The 22,322-nt window shown below is 70.0% G+C and carries 20 protein-coding genes; 17 read left to right on the forward strand and 3 right to left on the reverse strand.

The genetic code is table 11. The features are described 5' to 3' along the window. The first annotated feature begins 59 nt into the window (after positions 1 to 59). The 9 genes from A3CQ_RS0101515 (at position 60) to A3CQ_RS0101555 (ending at position 9,398) form a co-directional block, all read left to right on the forward strand. On the forward strand, positions 60 to 326 hold the full coding sequence (locus A3CQ_RS0101515; RefSeq protein ID WP_211216431.1) for a hypothetical protein: 267 nt from the start codon (positions 60 to 62) through the stop codon (positions 324 to 326). An 89-nt stretch (positions 327 to 415) separates the two neighbouring features. After that, positions 416 to 2,071 (forward strand): ferritin family protein, encoded by a 1,656-nt coding sequence (locus A3CQ_RS0101520; RefSeq protein ID WP_085944277.1) that lies wholly within the window; start codon positions 416 to 418, stop codon positions 2,069 to 2,071. A gap of 24 nt (positions 2,072 to 2,095) precedes the next feature. Continuing rightward, positions 2,096 to 3,121 carry an FAD-binding oxidoreductase gene (locus A3CQ_RS0101525; RefSeq protein ID WP_211216432.1) on the forward strand — a complete coding sequence of 342 codons (1,026 nt, stop codon included), beginning with the start codon at positions 2,096 to 2,098 and terminating at the stop codon, positions 3,119 to 3,121. Continuing rightward, positions 3,121 to 4,290 carry a ferritin family protein gene (locus A3CQ_RS0101530; RefSeq protein WP_020509147.1) on the forward strand — a complete coding sequence of 390 codons (1,170 nt, stop codon included), beginning with the start codon at positions 3,121 to 3,123 and terminating at the stop codon, positions 4,288 to 4,290. Before A3CQ_RS0101525 ends, A3CQ_RS0101530 begins: the two co-directional genes overlap by 1 nt. Further along, positions 4,287 to 4,661 carry a propane 2-monooxygenase effector subunit MimD gene (mimD, locus tag A3CQ_RS0101535; RefSeq protein ID WP_020509148.1) on the forward strand — a complete coding sequence of 125 codons (375 nt, stop codon included), beginning with the start codon at positions 4,287 to 4,289 and terminating at the stop codon, positions 4,659 to 4,661. Before A3CQ_RS0101530 ends, mimD begins: the two co-directional genes overlap by 4 nt. A gap of 5 nt (positions 4,662 to 4,666) precedes the next feature. Then, positions 4,667 to 5,737: an amidohydrolase family protein gene (locus A3CQ_RS0101540; RefSeq protein ID WP_020509149.1), complete on the forward strand. Its 1,071-nt coding sequence runs from the start codon at positions 4,667 to 4,669 to the stop codon at positions 5,735 to 5,737. A gap of 11 nt (positions 5,738 to 5,748) precedes the next feature. Beyond that, positions 5,749 to 6,435 (forward strand): iron-sulfur cluster assembly protein, encoded by a 687-nt coding sequence (locus A3CQ_RS0101545; RefSeq protein WP_211216433.1) that lies wholly within the window; start codon positions 5,749 to 5,751, stop codon positions 6,433 to 6,435. A gap of 10 nt (positions 6,436 to 6,445) precedes the next feature. Further along, a complete protein-coding gene (groL, locus tag A3CQ_RS0101550) occupies positions 6,446 to 8,140 on the forward strand; it encodes a chaperonin GroEL (protein WP_020509151.1) in 1,695 nt (564 codons plus the stop codon). A 7-nt stretch (positions 8,141 to 8,147) separates the two neighbouring features. Continuing rightward, positions 8,148 to 9,398, forward strand: coding sequence for an Nramp family divalent metal transporter (locus tag A3CQ_RS0101555; RefSeq protein ID WP_020509152.1), 1,251 nt, complete (start codon positions 8,148 to 8,150; stop codon positions 9,396 to 9,398). Positions 9,399 to 9,831: 433 nt separating this feature from the next. Here A3CQ_RS0101555 and A3CQ_RS0101560 read toward each other — a convergent pair whose 3' ends face one another. Then, the gene (locus tag A3CQ_RS0101560) at positions 9,832 to 10,041 is read right to left on the reverse strand and encodes a hypothetical protein (RefSeq protein WP_020509153.1); all 210 of its coding nucleotides are present in this window, start codon (positions 10,039 to 10,041) and stop codon (positions 9,832 to 9,834) included. A 504-nt stretch (positions 10,042 to 10,545) separates the two neighbouring features. On the opposite strand from A3CQ_RS0101560, the gene A3CQ_RS0101570 reads away from it, so the two are divergent. From A3CQ_RS0101570 to A3CQ_RS0101585, 4 genes are all read left to right on the forward strand, one after another. Next, complete coding sequence (locus A3CQ_RS0101570) at positions 10,546 to 12,375, forward strand: arabinofuranosidase catalytic domain-containing protein (protein WP_026205186.1); 1,830 nt, start codon at positions 10,546 to 10,548, stop codon at positions 12,373 to 12,375. A 101-nt stretch (positions 12,376 to 12,476) separates the two neighbouring features. Then, entirely contained in the window at positions 12,477 to 13,457 is a 981-nt protein-coding gene (locus A3CQ_RS56960) for a M15 family metallopeptidase (protein ID WP_020509156.1), read from the forward strand. Positions 13,458 to 13,514: 57 nt separating this feature from the next. Next, the gene (locus tag A3CQ_RS0101580) at positions 13,515 to 14,909 is read left to right on the forward strand and encodes an alkaline phosphatase PhoX (protein ID WP_040431233.1); all 1,395 of its coding nucleotides are present in this window, start codon (positions 13,515 to 13,517) and stop codon (positions 14,907 to 14,909) included. Between the two features lie 48 nt (positions 14,910 to 14,957). Further along, the gene (locus tag A3CQ_RS0101585) at positions 14,958 to 15,926 is read left to right on the forward strand and encodes an NAD-dependent epimerase/dehydratase family protein (RefSeq protein WP_026205187.1); all 969 of its coding nucleotides are present in this window, start codon (positions 14,958 to 14,960) and stop codon (positions 15,924 to 15,926) included. Between the two features lie 63 nt (positions 15,927 to 15,989). On the opposite strand, the gene A3CQ_RS0101590 is transcribed toward A3CQ_RS0101585, so the two are convergent. Further along, positions 15,990 to 17,210, reverse strand: a complete 1,221-nt coding sequence (locus A3CQ_RS0101590) for an MFS transporter (protein ID WP_020509159.1) — start codon at positions 17,208 to 17,210, stop codon at positions 15,990 to 15,992. Between the two features lie 67 nt (positions 17,211 to 17,277). Continuing rightward, on the reverse strand, positions 17,278 to 18,681 hold the full coding sequence (gene gad / locus A3CQ_RS0101595; protein WP_020509160.1) for a glutamate decarboxylase: 1,404 nt from the start codon (positions 18,679 to 18,681) through the stop codon (positions 17,278 to 17,280). A gap of 142 nt (positions 18,682 to 18,823) precedes the next feature. On the opposite strand from gad, the gene A3CQ_RS0101600 reads away from it, so the two are divergent. The 4 genes from A3CQ_RS0101600 to A3CQ_RS0101615 are packed head-to-tail and all read left to right on the forward strand — an operon-like array spanning position 18,824 to position 22,312. Next, positions 18,824 to 19,378: a hypothetical protein gene (locus tag A3CQ_RS0101600; RefSeq protein WP_157295160.1), complete on the forward strand. Its 555-nt coding sequence runs from the start codon at positions 18,824 to 18,826 to the stop codon at positions 19,376 to 19,378. Continuing rightward, entirely contained in the window at positions 19,375 to 20,448 is a 1,074-nt protein-coding gene (locus A3CQ_RS51030; protein WP_157295163.1) for a peptidoglycan-binding protein, read from the forward strand. The genes A3CQ_RS0101600 and A3CQ_RS51030 overlap by 4 nt, the downstream gene beginning before the upstream one ends. After that, positions 20,445 to 21,122, forward strand: a complete 678-nt coding sequence (locus A3CQ_RS0101610; RefSeq protein WP_020509163.1) for an ABC transporter ATP-binding protein — start codon at positions 20,445 to 20,447, stop codon at positions 21,120 to 21,122. Before A3CQ_RS51030 ends, A3CQ_RS0101610 begins: the two co-directional genes overlap by 4 nt. After that, complete coding sequence (locus A3CQ_RS0101615; RefSeq protein ID WP_020509164.1) at positions 21,119 to 22,312, forward strand: ABC transporter permease; 1,194 nt, start codon at positions 21,119 to 21,121, stop codon at positions 22,310 to 22,312. Before A3CQ_RS0101610 ends, A3CQ_RS0101615 begins: the two co-directional genes overlap by 4 nt. Positions 22,313 to 22,322 lie beyond the last annotated feature (10 nt).

Below are 22,322 nucleotides of genomic sequence, written 5' to 3' on the forward strand. Positions count from 1 at the left end.
TTACACGCTACGCGCCGGATCGACCGTGTTCGTCTCATGTTGAGACCCCCGTTTCGCGCATGCCGCGATGGGGTCGGGTGATGGAGCCGGCGCCCGAGACCTACAACCCGTGGACCGTCGTCAACGTGGTCTTCCACCATCTGGCGGCCCAGGGGCTGCATCCCGTGCTGGGCGGGGCCGATCCGGGCGCGCCCGCGGCCGACCTGCTGCGCGCGTTCGGCATCGAACCGGCTCCGGAAGGCGACCGCCAGGCCGGCGAGAACGTGAAACGCCACCTGGCCGAGATCAGAGCCGCGGTCTTCGGCGAGAGCGAAAACGGGAGCTAGAGCGAGAACGGCTCAATGTGAGACCCCAGACGGCCGGGAGCTGGGGTGTGATCCCGCTGAAGGACGCAGCCACAGATGAGGAGTGACTCATGAGTCGGCAGAGCGTGGCCAGGGCTCATCAGAAGATCCAGGAGTTGTCCTGGGAACCGATGTACCACCAGCCGGTCTCGCACTACGGAACGGACTACACCTTCCGTAAGGCCCAGAAGAAGGACCCGCTCAAGCAGGTTCTGCGGTCGTACTTCCCGATGCAGGAGGAGAAGGACCACCGGGTGTACGGCGCGTCGGACGGCGCGATCCGCGGCAACATGTTCCGCCAGGTGCAGGAGCGCTGGCTGGAATGGCAGAAGTTGTTCCTGTCGATCATCCCGCTGCCGGAGATCTCGGCGGCCCGGGCGATGCCGCTGCTGTTCCGCAACGTGCCCAACCCCGAGCTGCACAACGGCCAGGCGATCCAGATGATCGACGAGGTCCGGCACTCGACGATCCAGCAGAACCTCAAGCGCCTGTACATGAACAACTACATCGACCCGGCCGGCTTCAACTCGAGCCTGCGCAACTTCCAGAACGACTACTGCGGCACCATCGGCCGCCAGTTCGCCGAGGGCTTCATCACCGGTGACGCGATCACCGCGGCCAGCATCTACCTGACCATCGTGGCCGAGACGGCGTTCACCAACACCCTGTTCGTCGCGATGCCGGCCGAGGCCGCCGCGAACGGCGACTACCTGCTGCCCACCGTCTTCCACTCGGTCCAGTCGGACGAGTCGCGGCACATCAGCAACGGCTACGCCACGCTGCTGATGGCGCTGGCCGACGAGGGCAACCACCAGCTGCTCGAGCGCGACCTGCGGTACGCCTGGTGGAACAACCACCGCGTCGTCGACGCCGCGATCGGCACGTTCATCGAGTACGGCACCAAGGACCGGCGCAAGGACCGCGAGTCGTACGCCGAGATGTGGCGCCGCTGGATCTACGACGACTACTACCGCAGCTACCTCGTGCCGCTGGAGAAGTACGGCCTGGTCATCCCCCACGACCTCATCGAGGAGGCGTGGAACCAGATCTGGAACAAGGGCTACGTGCACGAGGTCGCCCAGTTCTTCGCCACCGGCTGGCTGGCCAACTACTGGCGGATCGACCCGATGACCGACAAGGACTTCGAGTGGTTCGAGTTCAAGTACCCGGGCTGGTACGACCGGTACGGCAAGTGGTGGGAGCAGTACAACCGCCTGTCCACGCCGAACGGCCACCACCCGATCGTCGCCGAGGACGTCGACTACCAGTACCCGCACCGCTGCTGGGTCTGCATGGTCCCGTGCCTGGTCCGTGAGGACATGGTCATGGCCGAGGTCGACGGGCAGTGGCGCACGTACTGCCACGAGGCCTGCCGCTGGACCGACGTCGAGGCGTTCCGGCCCACCTTCCAGGGTCGCAACACGCCGAACATGGGCCAGCTGATCGGCGCCCGCGAGTGGGAGACCCTGTACCACGGCTGGAACTGGGCCGACGTGGTCTCCGACATGGGCTTCGTCCGCGATGACGGCAAGACCATGGTCGCGCAGCCGCACCTGAACCTGGACGACCCGAAGAAGCTGTGGACGCTCGACCACCTGCGCCGGATGGATCCGCTGCTGAGCCCGAACGTCCTGCTCAACCAGATGAGCGACGACGAGCGCGCCAAGTTCCACGCCGACTACATCCGCGGCGGCCCGGCCGGGCGCCCGTACCGCGGCGACAGCTGACCAACGATGGGCGAGAAGCACCGGGTGAGGTTCGAGCCGGTCGGCATCGAGATCGAGGTCGACGAGGAGCAGACCGTGCTGCGCTCCGCATCCGAGCAGGGGCTGATGCTCATGCACGGGTGCAAGGAGGGCCAGTGCGCGGCCTGCAAGTCGTTCGTCCTCGACGGTGACGACATCGAGCTCGACCGCTATTCCACGTTCGCGCTGCCCGACTACGAGAGGGAGGAAGGCTTCACGCTGCTGTGCCGGGCGCACGTGTACGAGGACGTGACGATCGAGCTGCTCAACTTCGACGAGGAGATGATCCGCTCGGGGCTGCCCATCGTGAACGCGGTGGCGGAGGTCGTGGCCATCAACGCGGTGACCCACGACCTCCGGCACCTGGTGCTCAAGCTGATCGAGCCGGCCGAGGTCACGTTCTTCCCCGGCCAGTACATGGACATCAAGGTGCCGGGCACGGACGTGACCCGCTCCTTCTCGATGGCGAACACGTCGAGCAAGGAGGATGGCCGGCTCGAGTTCGTCATCAAGGTCTACCCGGACGGGATCTTCTCCTCGTTCCTGGACACGAAGCTCAAGGTCGGTGACCGGCTCGACCTGACCGGGCCGTTCGGGGTCTTCACCCTGCGCGACGCCCCCGGCAAGGACCTGATCTTCGTGGGCGGCGGGGCCGGACTGGCCCCGATCCTCGCGCTGCTGCGCTCGATGGCCGAGCGCGGAATCGACCGGAAAGCCGTCTTCTACTACGGCGCCCGTACGGCAAAAGATCTTTGTTTTGTCGCCGAGATCGAGGCCCTCCGGGAGAAGCTCCCGGACTTCCAGTTCGTGCCCGCCCTGTCCGAGCCGATCGAGGGCGAGGACTGGAACGGCGAGGTCGGATTCATCACCGACGTGCTCAAGCGGTACGAGGTCGATCTTCGCGGCGCCCACGCGTACCTGTGCGGGCCGCCGCCGATGGTCGAGGCGGCCATGCCGCTGCTCGCCTCGCTGGGCGCGCCGGAGAAGCACATCTACTACGACAAGTTCACGACCACAGGTGGGGAGGACTGATGACGACCGCGCCGGAACGTAGCGTTCCCAAGCCCGTCTTCACCGACGCCGAGGCCGGTGCCAAGGAATTCCCGGACTCGAACGCGCGCCGGTTCAACTATTACGTCCCGCAGAAGCGCAAGCAGACCCACTACGAGGACGTCACGGTCGAGGTGCAGCCGGATCCCCGGCACTACCTCGCCCAGGGCTGGCTCTACGGGTTCGCCGACGGCCGGGGTGGTTACCCGCTGGAGTGGACCGCCCTCAAGGCCTGGGGAAGCGGCCGCCCGGAGCCCGAGCGCGGGCCCGGATCCGGCGGCAAGGGCTACGAGTGGCCGGCTCACGGCTGGCACGAGTTCCGCGACCCCAACGAGGAGTGGGAGCTGTCGCTCTACCGCTACAACGCCAACGTGGTGCGGCAGGTCAACGCGAACGTCGACGCGGCCAAGCAGGCCAAGGCGTTCGAGCAGTGGAACCCGAACTGGGTGCGGTTCGTGCAGCAGCACGTGGGCGCGTGGATGCACATCGACCACGGCCTGGGCCTGTACCTGTTCGCCAACGCCAACCGCCGCGGGCCGACCAACATGCACAACACCGCGATCGCGGTGAACAGCATGCACCTGATCCGGGCCGCTCAGGACCTGGCGCTCTACCAGCTCACGCTGGACGAGGAGATCGAGGGCTTCTTCGGCGCCGCCCACCTGGACACCTGGAACTCGGACCCGTCCTGGCAGGGCGTACGCGACCTGGCCGAACGGCTGACCGGGATCGACGACTGGGCCGAGGCCATCTTCGCGGCCAACATCGTCTTCCAGCCGCTGATCGGCGAGCTGTTCCGCAGCCAGCTGGTGATGCAGGCCGCCCCGCGCAACGGCGACTTCATCACCCCGACGATCGTCGGCGCCGAGGAGTTCGACTTCTCCGAGCGGGACCTGCGCTACACCACGGCGATCTTCGACCTGCTCGCCAACGACCGTGAGTTCGCCGAGCACAACAACCGGACCATGAACGGCTGGCTGGCCAACTGGGTCGGGCTGACCATTCCCGCCGCCCGGGCACTGCAGCCGCTGTGGTCGCAGCCGGACAGCAAGCCGATGCGCTTCGAGGACGCGCTCGACCGGGTCAAGAGCCGCTTCGGCGGCATCGTCGAGGACCTGGGCCTGGAACTCCCGAAGGAGCTGGACCGATGACTCAGTTCAAGATCGCGGAGAGCCCGTACAAGTCGGACAACACCGCGTCCAACATGTGCGGCTTCACGCTGATGAACAACCAGGTCGGCGTGGTCGTGGCCGAGGTCATGGGCGACAAGCCGAACGTACGGGTCACGCCGCTGCCCTCGATGATCCGGGTCGACGCGACCAACCGGATGGACGTCGTCTACGACGAGGTCTCCGAGGCACTCGGCGAGGAGCCCGGCTACTTCGACGCGGCCCAGTTCGAGGAGAACATGTCGACCCACTACGGCCGCATGATCCACGAGGACGACCGGACGATCATGTTCGCCAACCCGGAGGACGCGGCCGAGTACATCGGCTTCGACCTGCAGGCCGAGAGGAGGTAGGCGCCTTGTACGAGAAGGACGGTGAGAAGTACTTCGTCGTCGACAGCCACATGCACTACTGGAACGCGGCACCGTCGAACTGGGTGCCGGGGGCCGAGCAGTATGCCAAGGGCTGGATCGAGTGCTTCCACGCGTACCAGGGTCTCGGCCCCGCCGAGACACACTGGCCGATCGAGAAATTCATGGCCTACACCGAGGACGACCTCATGAAGGACGTCTTCCAGGACGGCTACGTCGACGTGGCGATCTTCCAGCCGACGTACCTGACCGAGTGGTACAAGGAGGGGTTCAACACCACCGAGCGCAACGCCGCGCTCGGCGCCAAGCACCCCGGCAAGTTCATCGCGAACACCCGGTGGGACCCGCGCGACGGCGACGACGGGCTCAAGAAGCTGGCCGAGAACGTCGACCGCTTCGGCAGCAAGGGCGTGAAGCTCTACACCGCCGAGTGGAACAACGGCTCGCGCGGCTGGACGCTGAAGGACGCCGGCGCGTACCGGTACCTGGAGAAGTGCCAGGAGCTGGGTATCAAGAACATCCACGTGCACAAGGGCCCGACGATCTGGCCGCTGGACAAGGACGCGTTCGACGTCTCCGACGTCGACCACGCCGCGACCGACTTCCCCGAGCTCAACTTCATCGTCGAGCACGTCGGCCTGCCCCGGATCGAGGACTTCTGCTTCATGGCGACGCAGGAGCCCAACGTGTACGCCGGACTGTCGGTGGTCATCGGCGGCCTGATGCACGCGCGCCCCCGCTTCTTCGCGAAGGTGATGGGCGAGCTGCTGTTCTGGGTCGGCGAGGACAAGATGACCTTCGGCAGCGACTACGGCATCTGGGAACCCAAGTGGCAGATCGAGGGCTTCGTCGACTGGGACTACCCAGGCGAGGAGTTCGACGACTTCCCGAGGGTCACCACCGCCACCAAGAAGAAGATCCTCGGCCTCAACGCCGCCAAGCTCTACGGCATCGAGGTACCGCAGGAGTATCAGCTCGGCGCGGGCGAGGGGACTCCGGCGGCCCGGGACGATGCCGTCGGTGTCAGCTCGGAGTCGCCGGCGGCCACGCCGGCATGACCAGCGCCATCGTGGGATCGCGTATCCTCGCCGCTCTGGCGGGGGTGCGCGATCCCGAGCTGGACGAGCCGATCACGACGCTCGGCTTCGTCGCCTCCGCGGCGGTGGCCGAGGACGGCACCGCCGAGGTGCACCTGCGGCTGCCGACGTACTTCTGTGCGCCCAACTTCGCCTACCTGATGGTGGCCGACGCGTACGACGCGGTCTCCGCCCTCGACGACGTCCGGCGGACGTCCGTCATCCTCGACGATCACTTCGCGTCCGACGCCATCAACGACGGGGTCGCGGCCCGCGCCGGATTTATCCGGTCGTTCGAGGGCGAGGCGGTCGACGAGCTCGACAGCCTGCGCGCCGACTTCCTGCGTAAGGCCGTCATGGCCGGCACCGACCAGGTATGCCGCCCGCTGGGCCTTTCGCCCGATTCGCTGGCGGCGGCCGTGCTGGGCGACCTGCCGCCGTCGAACGCGCTGGACCGGCTGCGCCGCCGGCGTCACGAGCTCGGGCTCCCCGCCGGCGACGACTCACCACTGCTGATCGACCCGCTCACCGGCACCCCGATCGGCACCGATGCCGTGCCGCTGCACCTGCGCAAGGCCCGCCTGACCCGCACCAGCCTGGACGCGAACACCGGCATCTGCCGCGGCATGCTGCGGCACCGCTACGACACCGACGGCCAGGGCGAAGAGGCCCTTCCCTAAGGAGACCGTGATGGCCAAGGAACTCAGATTCGGCGCGGACGCGCGAACCCTGCTACAGACCGGCGTCGACAAGCTGGCCGAGGCGGTCAAGTCGACGCTCGGGCCGAAAGGCCGGAACGTCATCCTCGAGAAGATCACCGGCTCGCCCGTGGTGACCAACGACGGCGTGACCATCGCACGGGAGATCCACCTCAAGAACCAGTTCGAGAACATGGGCGCGCAGCTCGTCAAGGAAGCCGCGATCAAGACGAACGACATCGTCGGCGACGGCACGACCACGGCCACGGTGCTGGCTCAGGCGATCATCCGCGAGGGCATGTCCGCGATCGGGTCGGGTGCGAACCCCGTACGCGTCAAGCGGGGTGTTGATCTTGCAGTTGATCGTCTGGTCGAGCGGCTGCGCGCGGTGGCCCGGACGGTGAGCAGCGAGGAGGAGCTGACCCGGGTCGCGGCGATCTCGGCCAACGACGACGACTACGTCGGCTCGGTGATCGCGAAGGCGCTGCACACCGTCGGCGACGGCGGCATCGTGACCGTCGAGGAGTCGCAGCGGCACGGGATGAGCGTCGACTTCGTGGAGGGCTTCGAGTTCGACAACGGCTATCTGTCGCCCTACATGGTCACCGACCCGGGACGGCTCGAGGCGATCGTCGACGACCCGTACATCCTGCTGTGCAGCGAGAAGATCACCAAGGTGCAGCAGCTCATGCCGATCCTCGACAAGATCATGCGGGCGCCGCGGCCGCTGATCATCATTGCCGAGAACGTCGAGGGCACCGCCCTGTCGATGCTCACCCACAACCACGTCAACGGCATCTTCCAGTGCGTGGCCGTGCGCGCGCCCGGCTTCGGCGACCGCCGGCTGCACAAGCTCGAGGACATCGCCGCGATCACCGGCGGCGCGGTCTTCAGCCGGCACTCCGGGTTCACCCTCGAGACCATGACGCTCGATCAGCTGGGCCGGGCCGACCAGGTACGGGTCGAGTCCGAGCGCACCGCGATCGTGGGCGGCGGCGGCTCCCCCGACGACATCGACTTCCGGGTCACCCAGCTGCGGGCGGAACTGGCCCGCGCGACGTTCGGGGCGGACGAGGACGTTCTCACCGAGCGGATCGGCGCGCTGACCGGCAAGGTCGCCGTGATCCACGTCGGCGCGCCGACGCCGGCCGAGCTCAAGGAGCTGCAGCACCGGGTCGAGGACGCGTTGTCGGCCACCCGCGCGGCGATGGCCGAGGGGATCGTGGCCGGCGGCGGGGCGGCACTGCTGCACGCGGCGGACGCTCTCGACAACATGGAGATCAAGGACGAGGACTACGCCACCGGCGTCGACATCGTGCGGCGCGCGCTGCCCGAGCCGGCGTTCCTGATCGCCACGAACGCCGGCTTCTCCGGCCAGGAGGTCGTCGAGCGGATCTCGCAGCTCGGCCCGGACGAGGGCTTCGACGCGCTGCTCGGCCGCTACGGCAACATGATCGAGATGGGCATCGTCGACCCGCTGCGGGTCGCCCGCTCCGCGCTGGAGAACGGCGCGTCGGTCGCCGGCCTGCTGCTCACCACCAACACGCTGGTGGCCGAGGAGCAGACGCCGTGGGGCGGCAGCCCCGCGCTGATGACCGAGATCGGCGAGCTCGACGAGGGCCTGCGGCAGCCGTCGCCCGACTCCAGCACCCCGCAGTCGCTGGGCCTCGGCCCGTCGGTCGGATAGCGCCTCGATGAGCACCATCGCCCCCGAGTCCGTATTCCAGCAGATACGGGCTCGGGGCCGGCTGCGGGGCACGGTCGCGCTGCTCGGCCCGGCCTTCGTGGCCGCCGTCGCCTATGTGGACCCGGGCAACTTCGCCACGAACTTCACCGCCGGCGCGAAGTTCGGCTACACCTTGATCTGGGTGATCGTCCTCGCCAACCTCACCGCGATGCTGGTGCAGTACCTCTCCGCGAAGGCCGGCGTCGCGACCGGCCGCGACCTGCCCGAGCTCTGCCGCCAGCACCTGCCCCGCCCGGTGTCGCTGGGCCTCTGGGTGCAGGCCGAGATCATCGCGATGGCGACCGACCTGGCCGAGTTCCTGGGCGCCGCCGTCGGGCTCTACCTCCTGTTCCACGTGCCGCTCTTCCCCGCCGGGCTGATCACGGCCGTGGTCGCCTTCGGCATCCTGGCCCTGGAACAGCGCGGCTACCGCCGCTTCGAGCTGGCGATCGCCGGCCTTCTCGGGATCGTCCTTCTCGGTTTCCTGTACGACCTGATCGTGGTCGGCGCGGACCCGGGGGCGGCCGCGTCCGGCCTCGTCCCGCGCCTCGCGGGCAGCGACAGCCTCCTGCTGGTCTGCGGCATCATCGGCGCGACGGTCATGCCGCACGTGGTCTACCTGCACTCGGCCCTGACCAAGTCCCGGGTGGCCTGCCGCGACGACGGCGAACGGCGCGAGCTGCTGCGCTTCCAGCGCCTCGACGTGCTGATCGGCCTGGGCGCGGCCGGCCTGATCAACCTCTCGATGCTGGTGGTCGCCGCGTCCCTGTTCCACAACACGCCGTTCTTCGCCTCCGACGACGCCATCCAGTCCGCACACGACGGCCTGGGCCGCATGGTCGGCGGCGGCGCGGCGCTGGCGTTCGCGGTCGCCCTGCTGGCCTCCGGCTTGTCGTCCTCCTCGGTGGGCACCTATGCCGGCCAGGTCGTGATGCAGGGCTTCATCCGCCGCCGCATCCCGATCTTCGTCCGCCGGGCGGTGACGATGGCGCCGGCCCTGATCGTGCTGGCGCTGGGCCTGCCGCCCACCGACAGCCTCGTGATCTCGCAGGTGGTGCTGTCGTTCGGCATCCCGTTCGCGCTGGTCCCGCTGGTGCTGGTGACCCGCCGCCGGGACATCATGGGCGTCTTCGTCAACCACCGTCTGACGACCCTGGCCGCCGGCGTGGTAGCCGTCCTGATCATCGCCCTGAACGCTTACCTCCTGGCAGTCATCTAGACCATCTGCTTGGTTGGTTCGGCTGTTGGTCAGTCCATCAGTTGGGCTGACCCCACCGCCGCGCCGGCAATGGACTTTGTGCCAGACATCCCGATGTGCGAGCCCGGCCGACCCTGGCACCCGCCTGGCAAAGGATGGCGACCAACTGCGCGCAGCGAACATTTGCCCTGCAAGCGCCCGCGCCCGCGGGCGAAGGGTGGCGACTACCTGCGCGCTACGAACAGAAGGCCTTCAGACTTCGGCAGCGAAGCGCCCGGCGAGATCCACGCGGCGTCCCCGGCCCGGCATCCCCGCGGCCCGGCATCCCCGGCCCGGCATCCCCGCCCCCGGCATCCCCGGCCCGGCACCCCCGGCCCCGCATCAGTCGCACGTCGTCCGCTGAGCCTGGCGGGTCGCTGGGCGGAGGATCTCGGGCTGAACATTCGCCGTGGTCTTAAAACGCGGCGAGCCCGACCAGCCCGACGACCGCGAGGCCCACGCTCCCCAGCAGGAACGCCGAGTTGTGCGCGCTCCACCACTCGATCCGGCATCGCACGTAGCCGGGCACCTCGTCCGGCCGGACCACGCGCAGCGCCACCACGTTCAGCGCTGCCACGATCATGCCCAGCGCGCCGAACCAGACCACCAACCCGGCCAGCTCCATGACCCATCTGAGCCCGCGCGATCGGGGGCGCGCGTCTCATTGTGAGACGACTACCGCAGCGGACGGCGTCGAGACCGACGCGGTGAGCCCGGTCATCAGCAGCGACAGCGTGACGTTGCCCGATCTTCCGGCGGCGGGCAGTGTCATCGTGCACATCGGCTGAGGCGAGCCACCGTCGTCATCGGCTCGCCGAGCGGCGCATCCTTCACCGGCTCGTCGTCGCACCGGACGGCGGGCGGCAGCGGGCGGACGGCTCCTATCTCGGGCGGGACGCCGGGGCGGGTCTTCGGGCTGCTGGGCGGCAGCGTGCAGAACTGGTTGCGCCTCATAGTTAAACGGCTTGCCGATGGTGATTCCAACAGGATCGCACATTGGGAGTCATTTATTGACTCAATCGACCATCGGGGTTAACTTTCCAAACAGTTAGTCCTTTCTATGTCTGCCCCGGCCGGGCAACCGCAGACGCCCACCGCGCTCCCGTTCCCCGATAGGAGCAACTCCCCCATGCGCAGACACCGTCTTCCCGTCCTCGGCGCCGCCCTGATGCTCGTGCTCGGCATGCTCTTCGGCATGCCGGGCGCGGCCAGCGCGGCCGCCTCCCTCCCCTGCGACATCTACGCCGCGGCCGGCACCCCGTGCGTGGCCGCGCACAGCACCGTGCGAGCCCTGTACGCGTCCTACAACGGCGCGCTCTACCAGCTCACCCGCGCCTCCGACGGCGCTACCCACAACGTCGGGCTGCTCGCGGCCGGTGGCTACGCCAACGCCGGTGACCACGACGCCTTCTGCAACGGCACCACCTGCCGGATCACCAGGATCTACGACCAGTCGCCGCGGCACAGTGACCTCTCCGTCGCGCCCGACGGCGGCGCCGGCAGCGGCGATCGCGGGGCGGACGCCAGTCAGATCGCGGTGATCGCGGGCGGCCACAAGGCGTACGGAATCTGGGTCTCTCCGGGAATTGGCTACCGCTACAACGGCGTCGCGCCCGGCGTCGCCGTCAACGGTCAGCCCGAGGGCGTCTACATGGTGGCCAGCGGCACCCACGTCGGCTCGGACTGCTGTTTCGACTACGGGAACGCCGAGTCGACGCCGTACGACACCGGCAACGGGCACATGGACGCCGTCAGCATCGCCACCACCTGCTACTTCCAGCCCTGCAACGGCTCCGGACCGTGGGTCGAGGCGGACATGGAGAACGGCATGTTCCAGGGCGCCAACGGCTCCAACACCGCCAACGCCGGCAACAAGACGACGTACGTGACGGCTGTTCTCAAGAACAACGGCCAGACGACGTACGCGATCAAGGGTGGAAACTCGCAGTCCGGCGGCCTGAGCACGTGGTGGAACGGCTCGCTGCCGACCGACAAGGCCGGTTACCGCCCGATGCACCAGGAGGGCGGCATCATCCTGGGCATCGGCGGCGACAACAGCAACCGCAACATGGGCACCTGGTTCGAGGGCGCGATGGTCGCGGGCTACCCGACCGACGCGGCCGAGAACGCGGTCCAGGCCAACGTCGTCGCGGTCGGCTACTCCGGCCAGACCAATGTGCCGAACGGCCCGCAGGGCACCGTCATCGGCCCCGGCGGCAAGTGCGTGGACGTGGCCGCCAACGACACCGGCAGCAATGGTACGGCGGTCCAACTGTGGGACTGTCAGTCCTACGCGTCCGACCAGCACTGGACCCACTACACCGACGGCTCGTTGCGCACGCTCGGGCGCTGCCTCGACATCAACGGCAACGGCACGGGCAACGCGACGCAGGTCGAGCTCTGGGACTGCAACGGCGTCGGCGGCCAGAAATGGGTCCAGCAGGCCGACGGCTCGCTGCGCAACCCGCAGTCCGGCCGCTGCCTCGACTCGCCGAGCGGGGCCACGGGCAACGGCACGCGGCTGCAGATCTACGACTGCAACGGCAGCGCCGCGCAGAAGTTCGCGGCGAACGGCGGCGGCCCGGTGGCCGGCCCCGCCGCCAAGTGCGTCGACGTCGCGGCCGACGACTCCGGCGTGAACCTCGCCCCGGTCCAGCTGTGGGACTGCCAGTCGTACGCGGTCGACCAGCACTGGTTCCGCAACTCCAACGGGTCGCTGCGCACGCTCGGCCGCTGCCTCGACATCAACGGCAACGGCACGGCCAACGGGACGCAGGTCGAGCTGTACGACTGCAACGGCGTCGGCGGCCAGGTGTGGCAGCAACAGGCCGACGGCTCGCTGCTCAACCCGCAGTCGGGCCGCTGTCTCGACTCGCCGAGCGGCGCCACGGCCAACGGCACCCGGCTGCAGATCTACGACTGCAACGGGAGCGCGGCCCAGAAGTTCGCGCTGACCTGACCGAACTCCTTCAGTAGCCACGCCGGCGACCGATTGCTTCCGGCGTAAAGAGGCCCGCGCCTTCCCGGTGCGGGCCTCCGGCGCATCCTGGGGAGGAACGCGTGCGCAAGTTCCCGGCCGTCGCGGCCGCCGTCCTGGCCACGGTGCCGTTCGTGGGTGTCACGGCTCAGCCGGCGAGCGCCGCGCAACCCGCCACGGCGAAGACCTGGTCGGCGCTGATGTACAACAGCCTCAACCCGAGCCCCGAGGCGATCAAGCTGCGGACGATGCTGCCGGTGATGAGGCGTACGGTCATCGATCGAAGGAACGCGCTCGCGCAAGCGGTCCGCGCACAGGGCGCCGCACAAGCCGCCGTCGCGGCGGCCACGTCGGGAACCAGGCTGGCCACCAAGCGGTACGCGGCGGCGACCGTGGCCCGGGACGCGGCGAAGAAGGCCGACCGGCCGAAGGCGAACGCCACGGTCAAGCTGCGGCACACCCAGCTCGGCCAGTCGGTGACCGCCCTGCGGGTCGCGCAGACCGGCCTGCGCAACACCACCGCCAAGGCCACCGCCGCGAACGACGCCTGGCACGCCGCGACCGTGGCGGTCCGCAACGCCGAGCAGAAGATCGCGGCCAGCGGTTACGACCCCACCGCCGCCGCCCAGGCCGCGAAGATCAGCGCTCAGGTCGTCACCGACACCCGGGCCGGTTTTACCATCGACGACACCACACAGATTTACGGTATAACCATCAACAAGACCATCGCGTACGCCTTCCAGCGCATGCTCGACGACGCCGCGCACGACGGCGTGCCGCTGTCCGGGGGCGGGTTCCGCACCAAGGAACGGCAGATCGAGCTGCGGGTCATCAACGGTTGCCCGGACATCTGGACGGCGCCGGCGTCGTCGTGCCGGGTGCCGACCGCGATCCCCGGCCGCTCGCTGCACGAGATCGGGCTCGCCATCGACCTGACCTACGGCGGCAAGACGATCGGCAGCCGCGACGGCGTCGCGTTCAAGTGGCTGGCCGCCAACGCCGCCCGGTACGGCCTGGTGAACCTGCCCTCCGAGCCCTGGCACTGGAGTATCACCGGAAGCTGATCAAATGTTCACCGGGGAAACACTGCGCCGTATCCCGGGGCGGACGAGCCTGTCCGCATGGCTTTGAACAGGCGTGATGTCCTGGCGGTGACCGGTCTGGGCCTGGTCGGCGGCGGGCTGGGCGGCGCTTTCGCCGGTTCCTCTTCCGCTTCGGCTTCGGCTTTCAACGGCCGGCCGCCGGTCGACGGCTATGGACCACTTCACGCCGCCGGCAAGGAACTGGCGCTGCCGGCGGGCTTCGGCTACCGGACCTTCGGCGCGGCCGGCACGCGGATGAGCGACGGCCTCCCGACGCCCGGCTGTCACGACGGCCAGGCGGTCTTCGCGGCCGGCCACGACCGCTTCCGCCTCATCCGCAACCACGAGATCGACTCCGACATCCCCGGCGTCGAGCACCGGGCGCTGGGCAAGGTCAACGCGTACGACCGCGCCGGGCCGGCCGGCTGCACCTCGTCGCTCTACAACCTCGGCTCGGGCCGGCTGCTGGAGAGCTTCCTCGTGCTCAACGGCACGCTGAGCAACTGCAGCGGCGCGGCCACCCCGTGGGGTTCGTGGCTGTCCTGCGAGGAGACCACCGAGGGCGTCGGCGCCGGTTTCGAGAAGCCGCACGGCTACGTCTTCGAGGTGCCCGCGACCGCCCGCGGCCCGGTCGAGCCGGTGCCGCTGAAGGCGATGGGCCGCTTCGAGCACGAGACCGCCCCGATCGACCCGCGGACCGGGATCGTCTACATGACCGAGGACAACGGGGACCCCGGCGACGGGTTCTACCGGTTCCTGCCGCGCAAGCCCGGCCACCTGGCCGCCGGCGGCAAGCTGCAGATGCTGGCGGTGACCGGCGAGCCGTCCTACGACACGGCGACCGGCCAGCGGGTCGGCGAGGTGCTCGACACTCACTGGGTCGACATCGACGAGCCGGATCCGTCGGACGCCGAGGACAACCCCGGCGCGGTCTACTCACAGGGCCGCGCCCGCGGCGGCTGCCGTTTCCTGGGGCTGGAGGGCTCGGCCTGGTCCGACGGCGGCGTCACCTTCGTGGCGAGCGAGGCCGGCGACGCTGAGAACGGCCAGGTCTGGCGTTACGTCCCGACCGGCCACGACACCGGCAAGCTGCAGCTGCTGTTCGAGTCCCCCAACCCGAAGACGCTGAACCAGCCCGACACGGTGGCCGTCTCCCCCAACGGCACCCTGCTGCTGGCCGAGGACGGCGACGGCGAGGACGAGGCCGGCGGCGACAACTGGCTGCGAGTGCTGACCCCCCGAGGCGGCATAGCCAACCTGGCCAAGGTGATCGCCCCGCTCGACCTGCACCACTGGAATCCGGACGACTTCCCCACCCCGGGCCCCACCGGCGCCAGCGAACTGGCCGGCGCCGCCTTCACCCCCGACGGCCGTCACCTGTTCATCAACGTCCAGTACCCCGGCGTCACCTGCGTGGTCACCGGGCCCTTCTGAGCACGCAGGTCGACGCCCGTGCCCAGCGACCTGGCATAGCCTGGCGTCATGAGAGTCGTGGTCGTCGGGGGAAGCGGGCACATCGGCACGTTCCTGATCCCGAGGTTGGTCCGCGCCGGCCACGAGGTGATCAGCATCAGCCGCGGGCAGCACTCCAGCTACGCCGACGACGCAGCCTGGCAACAGGTGCGGCAGGTGACCGCCGACCGGGCGGCCGAGGACCGCGACGGCACTTTCGGCACCCGCGTCGCCGGCCTTCGACCCGACGTCGTCGTCGACCTGATCTGCTTCACTCTCGAGTCCGCCACCGCGCTCGTCGAACGGCTGCGCGACGAGGTCGGGCATCTGCTGCACTGCGGGTCCATCTGGCGGGCCGGCCCGAGCTGGAAACTACCGATCACCGAGGACAACGCGACCCCGCCGCTGGGCGAGTACGGCATCGCGAAGGCCGCGATCGCCCGGATGCTGCGCGACGAAACCCGCTCCGGAGGGTTGGTCACCACCTCGCTGCACCCTGGCCACATCGTCGGACCCGGCTGGCATCCCATCGGACCCCTCGGCAACTTCGACGCTGAGGTCTGGCGGAAGCTCTCGGCCGGCGAACCGATCGGCATCCCCGGCATCGGCGCGGAGTTCATGCACCACGTCCACGCCGATGACGTCGCACACGCTTTCGAAGCCGCCATCACTCACCGCGAGACCGCCGCCGGTGAGGACTTCAACATCGTCGCGCCCTCCGCATTGAACGTGCGGGGCTACGCCCAGATCGGCGCGTCATGGTTCGGCCGGACCGCTGACCTTCGCACTGTCACGTGGGATGAGTTCCGCCGCACCGGCCCCGATGCCGCCCAAGTCAGCTGGGATCACCTCGTCCGCAACCATTACTTCGGCATCGACAAGGCCCGCAGGCTGCTCGACTACGCGCCTCGCTACCAGCCTGAGGCGGCCGCCCTGGAGTCGGTGCGCTGGCTGATCGACCACGACCGACTCGACGTCGCCAATTCGCTGAAGGTTTGACCACGGCCGGGATGTGGGAGGCGCGGGCGGCATCCGGGAGCGAGTCGCCGTCGACGTCGGCGGTCAGGCTTCGTCGTGGGCTATCCGGGTCAGTTGAGGCCAGAGCAGGACGAGGAAGACGGCGGAGCCGGCGAAGGCGAACCAGAACGGGGCGGTGACCCCGAAGTGGGTGGCCAGGACGCCGCCGACGGCCGAGCCGACGACCAGGCCGCCGAAGACGCAGATGGTGTTGACGCTGGTGACGCGGCCCTGCAGGTGTTCGGGGACGGCTCGCTGGCGGACGGTGATCGAGGTCGTGCCCCAGATGAAGGCATGGGCGCCGAAGACGAAGAAGACGCACAGGGCCACCACCGGCGAGGTCGTCAGCGCCAGCGCCAGATGCGTGAGCGTCTCGATGATGAGCCCCGCCCGCATGACGTTCCCCAGGCTCACCCGCGCGGTGATCCAGCCGTACAGCCCGGTCCCGAGCAACCCGCCGACCGCCGACACCGTGGTCAGCAGGCCGAACCCGATGGCGCCGAGCCCCAGCCGCTCGGACGAATAGATCACGAGTACCGACCAGGCCGCTCCGAAGGTCACATTGAAGATCAAAATCGTCAGGACCAGCGTCCGTACGGCCGGATGCCGCACGGTCCAGACGAAGCCTTCGCGGATCTCGCGTAACGCGTGGGTGCGCTCGCCGCTCTTGGGCGCCGGGAGGCGGACCCGGGCGACCAGCAGCACCCCGGCCACGACCAGCACCGCCTCGGTGACGAACGGCCAGGTACGCCCGGCGGCGAAGAGCGCGGCGCCGATCGGCGGCCCGGCCAGCTGGTTGAGGGACAGGAAGCCGAACTGCAGCCGGGCGTTCGCCAGGGTCAGGTCGTCGCGGGCGACCAGCATCGGGGCGAGCGTCGCCGCGGTGTTGTCGGCGAAGACCTCGGCGGTGGCCAGCAGGCCGAGCGCGACCAGGGCGCCGGCCGCGGTGAGGTGGCCGGTGGCCAGGGCCGCGATCATGACGGCCAGCACGACCGCGCGGCTGCCGTCGGCGAGCATGACGATCCGGCGGCGGTCGTGGCGGTCGGAGAGCACCCCGGCGTACAGGCCGAACAGCAGCGGCGGGGCCCAGCGCAGCAGCGCCGCCAGCGAGATCAGGAACGCGTCGCCGGTCAGCGAGGCGACCAGCAGCGGGCCGGCCGCGACCGCGACCCCGTCACCGAAGTTGGTCGTCCAGGAGGAGGCCAGCAGCCAACGGAACGGCCCGCCGAGGCGGGCGGGCACCAGGCGTTCCGCGACAGCGAGCACCGCGAGACTGTACTTATCGGGCGCACGATCGCGCGATGCATTTTCCGGCCGGGCGCGGCCGCGGCGTTCAGTGGCGGAAGGCGGTCGCGCGCGGGAACGGCGGCATGCCCGCGGGCCGGTCCTTCAGGTAGGACAGCATGCGGTTCAGGTCGGCCAGGAACAGGTTGGCCAGGTCCATGGTGAAGCCGTTGCGGACGACGATCCGCAGGACGGCCAGGTCGGTGCGGTCGGCCGGGAACGTGTACGCCGGCACCAGCCACCCCCGCTCGCGCAGCACCCGGGACACGTCGAAGACGTCGAAGCCGGTCACCCCGGGTGCGGTGGTGAACGCGAAGGCCGGAACCTGGTCGCCCCGCGTGATCAGGCGGAACTGGCCGGTCGCCTCGATCCCGGAGGACAGGTGCACGGCGACGTCGCGGGCGGCCTGCTGTACGGCCCGGAAGCCCTCGCGGCCGAGCCGGAAGAACGTGTAGTACTGGGCGACCACCTCGGCGCCGGGACGGGAGAAGTTCAGCGCGAACGTCGGCATCGAGCCGCCCAGGTAGCTGACGTCGAAGACCAGCTCCTTGGGCAGGGCACTGCGGGTGCGCCACAGCACCCAGCCGACGCCCGGGTAGACCAGGCCGTACTTGTGCCCCGAGGTGTTGATCGACGCGACCCGGCCGAGTTGGAAGTCCCACTCGAGGTCCGGGTCGAGGAACGGCGCGATCATGGCACCGGAGGCGCCGTCGACGTGCACCGGGATGTCCCAGCCGGTGCGCTCCTGCAGGTCGTCCAGCGCGGCGGCGATCTCGGCCACCGGCTCGTAGCTGCCGTCGAACGTCGAACCCAGGATCGCGACCACGCCGATCGTGTTCTCGTCGCAGAGCGCCACCGCGTCCTGCGCCGTGAGGTGGAGCGTGTCGCCGTGCAGTTTCGCCATCCGGGGCTCGACCTCCCAGTAGTTGGCGAACTTCTCCCAGCACACCTGCACGTTGCTGCCCATGACGATGTTGGGCCGGGCCGTGCTCCCGGCCGGCTGCCGGGCCGCCCAGCGCCGTTTGAGGGCCATGCCGGCCAGCATGGCCGCCTCGCTCGACCCGGTCGTCGAGCAGCCGACCACGTCGTCCGGGTCGGGCGCGTGCCACAGGTCGGCCAGCATGTTCACGCAGCGCCGCTCGAACTCGGCCGTCTGCGGGTACTCGTCCTTGTCGATCATGTTCTTGTCGGCGCACTCGGCCATCAGCCGCGCCGCCTGCGGCTCCATCCACGTGGTCACGAACGTGGCCAGGTTCAGCCGCGACCGCCCGTCGAGGAGCAGCTCGTCGTGGACGAGCTGGTAGGCGACGTCGGCCGGCACCGGGTCGTCGGCCAGCGCCCGCAGCGGCGGCGCCAGCTGCTGCGCCAGCGCCGGATTGGCCACGGTCGCGAAGGGATTGCCGTTACGTTCCGTCACCGCGTCCTGCGGGTGCCGTCCGGAGTGCAGAGCCATGCGTCCATCCTGCCCCGCGGCGCGCCCGGCCGATTCCCCGAAGGGGGAATGGCCACCCCCACCGCGTGGTGATGTGCCCGCTCTCCCGCGCTGCGAGCGTCATAGGCGCGGTCGGCGAGGCCGCCACACGGAGGGAGCGATCATGCCTGTGTCGCGGGGCGGCCGATGGACGGCCGTGGTCTTCGTCCTGATCGGAATGGTCGCGCCGGCGGGATGCGGAGGCGGCTCGTCGGCGTCGCCGTCCCCCTCGCCCAGCAGCATGTCCGATGCACAGCTTCAGGTACTGGTGAACAACCTGGTTCAGTGCATCCGGCAGCACGGGGCGCCGGGGATGCCGGACATCCCCGTCCGCGAGGGGCGCGTCGTGGTGCCCGACGAGAACACGGTCGACCAGGCGACGCGGCGGAATGCCGAATCGGCCCGGGCCGCCTGCAAGGCGGTGGAGGACCGGATTCCGGCGACCGCGCTGCAGAACGGCAACGACCGGCAGGGCGTTCCGAACGCCGCCGACGTTCCCAAGATGCGGCAGTTCGCCCAATGCATGCGTCAGAACGGGGTGCCCGGCTGGCCCGATCCGCGGGCCGACGGCACGTTCCCGGGCGCTGATCAGATCATGGCGCAGGGCAAGGCCGTGGTCGGTCCGAAAATCCGGGTCTGCCAGAAGTACTACGACGGCCCGATCAGGTTCAGCTCGTGAGAAGGGCAGTCGGTGCGACGGCGACCATTCTCGGCTTGGCCGCGGCCGGCACCTGGTGGGCGATGACCGCCCGGCCCGACACGCCGGCGCCGGCGGCCGAGGTGGAGACGGGCACGGCGGCGGTGACCCGTGGCTCGGTGGCCGAGCGGACCCAGTACACCGGCACGCTCGGGTTCGACGGCAGCTACCCGGTGGCGAATCACGGCGATCCGGGCGTGCTGACCGCGGTGGCGCGGGCCGGAAGCACGGTGAACCGGGGCGGTGTCCTGTACCGGGTGGCCGACCGGCCGGCGCGCCTGCTGTTCGGGCCGGTGCCGGCGTACCGGGATCTGCGCCTGGGAGTGGCTGCCGGGCCGGACGTCAAGGAGCTGGAGACCAACCTGGTCGCGCTCGGCATGGACCGGGACCGCGAGATGACGGTGGACGACACCTTTACGGCGGCCACAGCGGCGGCCATCCGGCGATGGCAGGCGGTCTGGGGTCTGCCGGCACGTCGGCGCACGGGCCAGGTGCCGCTGGGAAGCGTGGTGTTCGAGCCCGGGCCGCTGCGCGTCGACCAGGTGCGGGCCGCACCCGGGACGAGCATCGGGCCGGGCGCGGAGATCCTGATCGGCACGTCGACCCGCCCGGTGGTCGCCTGTCAGATCCCGGTGGCCGAGCGGACCTCGGTCACCGCCGGGGACAAGGTGGAGATCACAGTGAACGGCCTGCCCGGTACGAGCACCGGTACCGTGACCTCGGTGGCCCGCACGGCCACGGCGCCGGGCCCGCAAGGCGATGATCAGGGCGCCGCCACCGTGACGGTGACCATCCGGGTCACGCTGCCCAGGGCGGCGCAGGGTCTGGACGAGGCGCCGACCGGCGTCTCCATCACGACCGCGAGCCGGAGCGGCGTGTTGCTGGTGCCGATCCTGGCATTGCTGCCCCGGTCCGGCGGCGGGTACCAGGTGCGGCTGGCGAGCGGCGGGTTCGTGCCGGTCACGCCGGGGCTGTTCGACGACGTGACCGGAACGGTCGAGGTCGGCGGGGACCTCACGCCCGGTCAGCTCGTTCAGGTACCGGCCTCATGAGCGCCGTCCTGGAGCTGCGTGCGGTCCGCAAGGCCTACCCGGGTGTGGTGCCGGTCGACGGGATCAGCCTGACCGTCCACGCCGGGGAGATGGTCGCGGTCGTCGGACCGTCCGGCTCCGGCAAGACCACGCTGCTCAACCTCGCCGCCGGGCTGGACCGGCCGACGTCGGGTTCCGTGCGCATCGCCGGCCACCCGATCGAAGCGCTGTCCGACCGCCGGATCGCCGGGCTACGGGCACACCGCCTGGGTGTCGTCTTCCAGCAGTTCTTCCTGATGGAACGGCTCACGGCGAGCGAGAACGTGGCCACCGGGCTGCTGTACCGGGGGGTGCCGGCCGCCGAGCGCCGCCGGGCCGCCGCCGAGGCGCTGGACCGGGTCGGGCTCGGGCACCGCGCGCGTCACCGGGTCCGGCTGCTCTCCGGCGGCGAGCGCCAGCGGGTGGCCATCGCGCGGGCGGTGGTCGGCCGGCCGGCCGTCGTGCTGGCCGACGAGCCGACCGGCAACCTCGACAGCGCCACCGGCGCCGGCATCCTGGCCCTGCTGCGGGAGCTGAACGAGGCCGGCACCACGATCGTCGTGATCACCCACGACGACCAGGTCGCGGCGGCCGCCCTCCGGCGCGTGGAGATCCGCGACGGCCGGATCGCCACCGACACCGGGGGCATCTCATGACCGAAAGGTCGCGCCTGCGCCCCGGCGACCTGCTGCCGGTCGGTACGGTCGGGCTGCGAAGCCGGCCCGTGCGGGCGTCGCTCTCGCTGGTCGGCGTGGCCATCGGCATCGCCGCCGTGGTGGCCGTCCTCGGCATCACCCGGTCCAGCCAGGCCGGCCTGCTCGCCCGGATCGACCGGCTGGGCACCGACATGCTGACCGTGTCGTCGGGGCAGAGCCTGGCCGGGCAGGAGGTGCCGCTACCGGCCACCGCGCCGGCCACGATCGCCCGGACCCAGGGCGTGACCAGGGCGGCGGCCACGGCCGAGCTGGCCGGCGTGAACGCGTACCGGTCCGATCTGGTGCCGTCGCAGCTGACCGGCGGGATCGGCGTACGCGCCACCGCCCTTGACCTTCTGTCCGCGGTCGGCGGGACGCTCGAGCGCGGCACCTTCCTCAGCGGCACGACCGACCGTTACCCGGCGGCCGTGCTCGGTCACGCGGCGGCGCAGTCGCTGGGCATCGCCGACCTGGCCGGCAACCCGCGGATCGCGGTCGGCGGCCGCTGGTACGTGGTGATCGGCATCCTGCGCCCGGTCGACCTGGTCCCCGAGATCGACAACTCGGTGTTGGTCGGCCTGCCCGTGGCGGCGACGCAGCTGGGCTACGACGGCCATCCGACGCGCATATACGTGCGTACCCAGACCGGCCGGACCACCCAGGTGCGCGACATGCTGTCCCGCGCGGCCGATCCCGAGGCGCCCGAACAGGTCGCGGTGAGCCGTCCCTCGGACGCGCTGACCGCCCGGCTGGCCGCCGCGAGCTCGGGCACCGCCCTCTACCTCGGCCTGGGAGCGGTGGCGCTGCTGGTCGGCGGCATCGGCATCGCCAATGTCATGATCGTCTCGGTGCTGGAACGCCGCGGCGAGATCGGCCTGCGCCGGGCCCTCGGGGCCGCCCGCTCCCACGTGGCCGCCCAGTTCCTCGTCGAGTCGGTCGTGCTGGCCGCGGCCGGCGGCGCGGTCGGCACGGTGGCCGGGACGATCATCACCCGGGTGCTGGCCTTCGAGCACGGCTGGCCGCCGCTGATCCCGCCGGTCGCCGTGGTGGCCGGGCCGGCCGCGGCCCTGGTGATCGGGGCGGTGGCCGGTCTGTATCCGGCGCTGCGGGCGGCCCGCCTGGCGCCGGTCGACGCGCTGCGCGGTATCTGAGCCGACGGAT

Source organism: Paractinoplanes globisporus DSM 43857 (genome assembly GCF_000379645.1).
Classification (GTDB): Bacteria; Actinomycetota; Actinomycetes; order Mycobacteriales; family Micromonosporaceae; genus Actinoplanes; species Actinoplanes globisporus.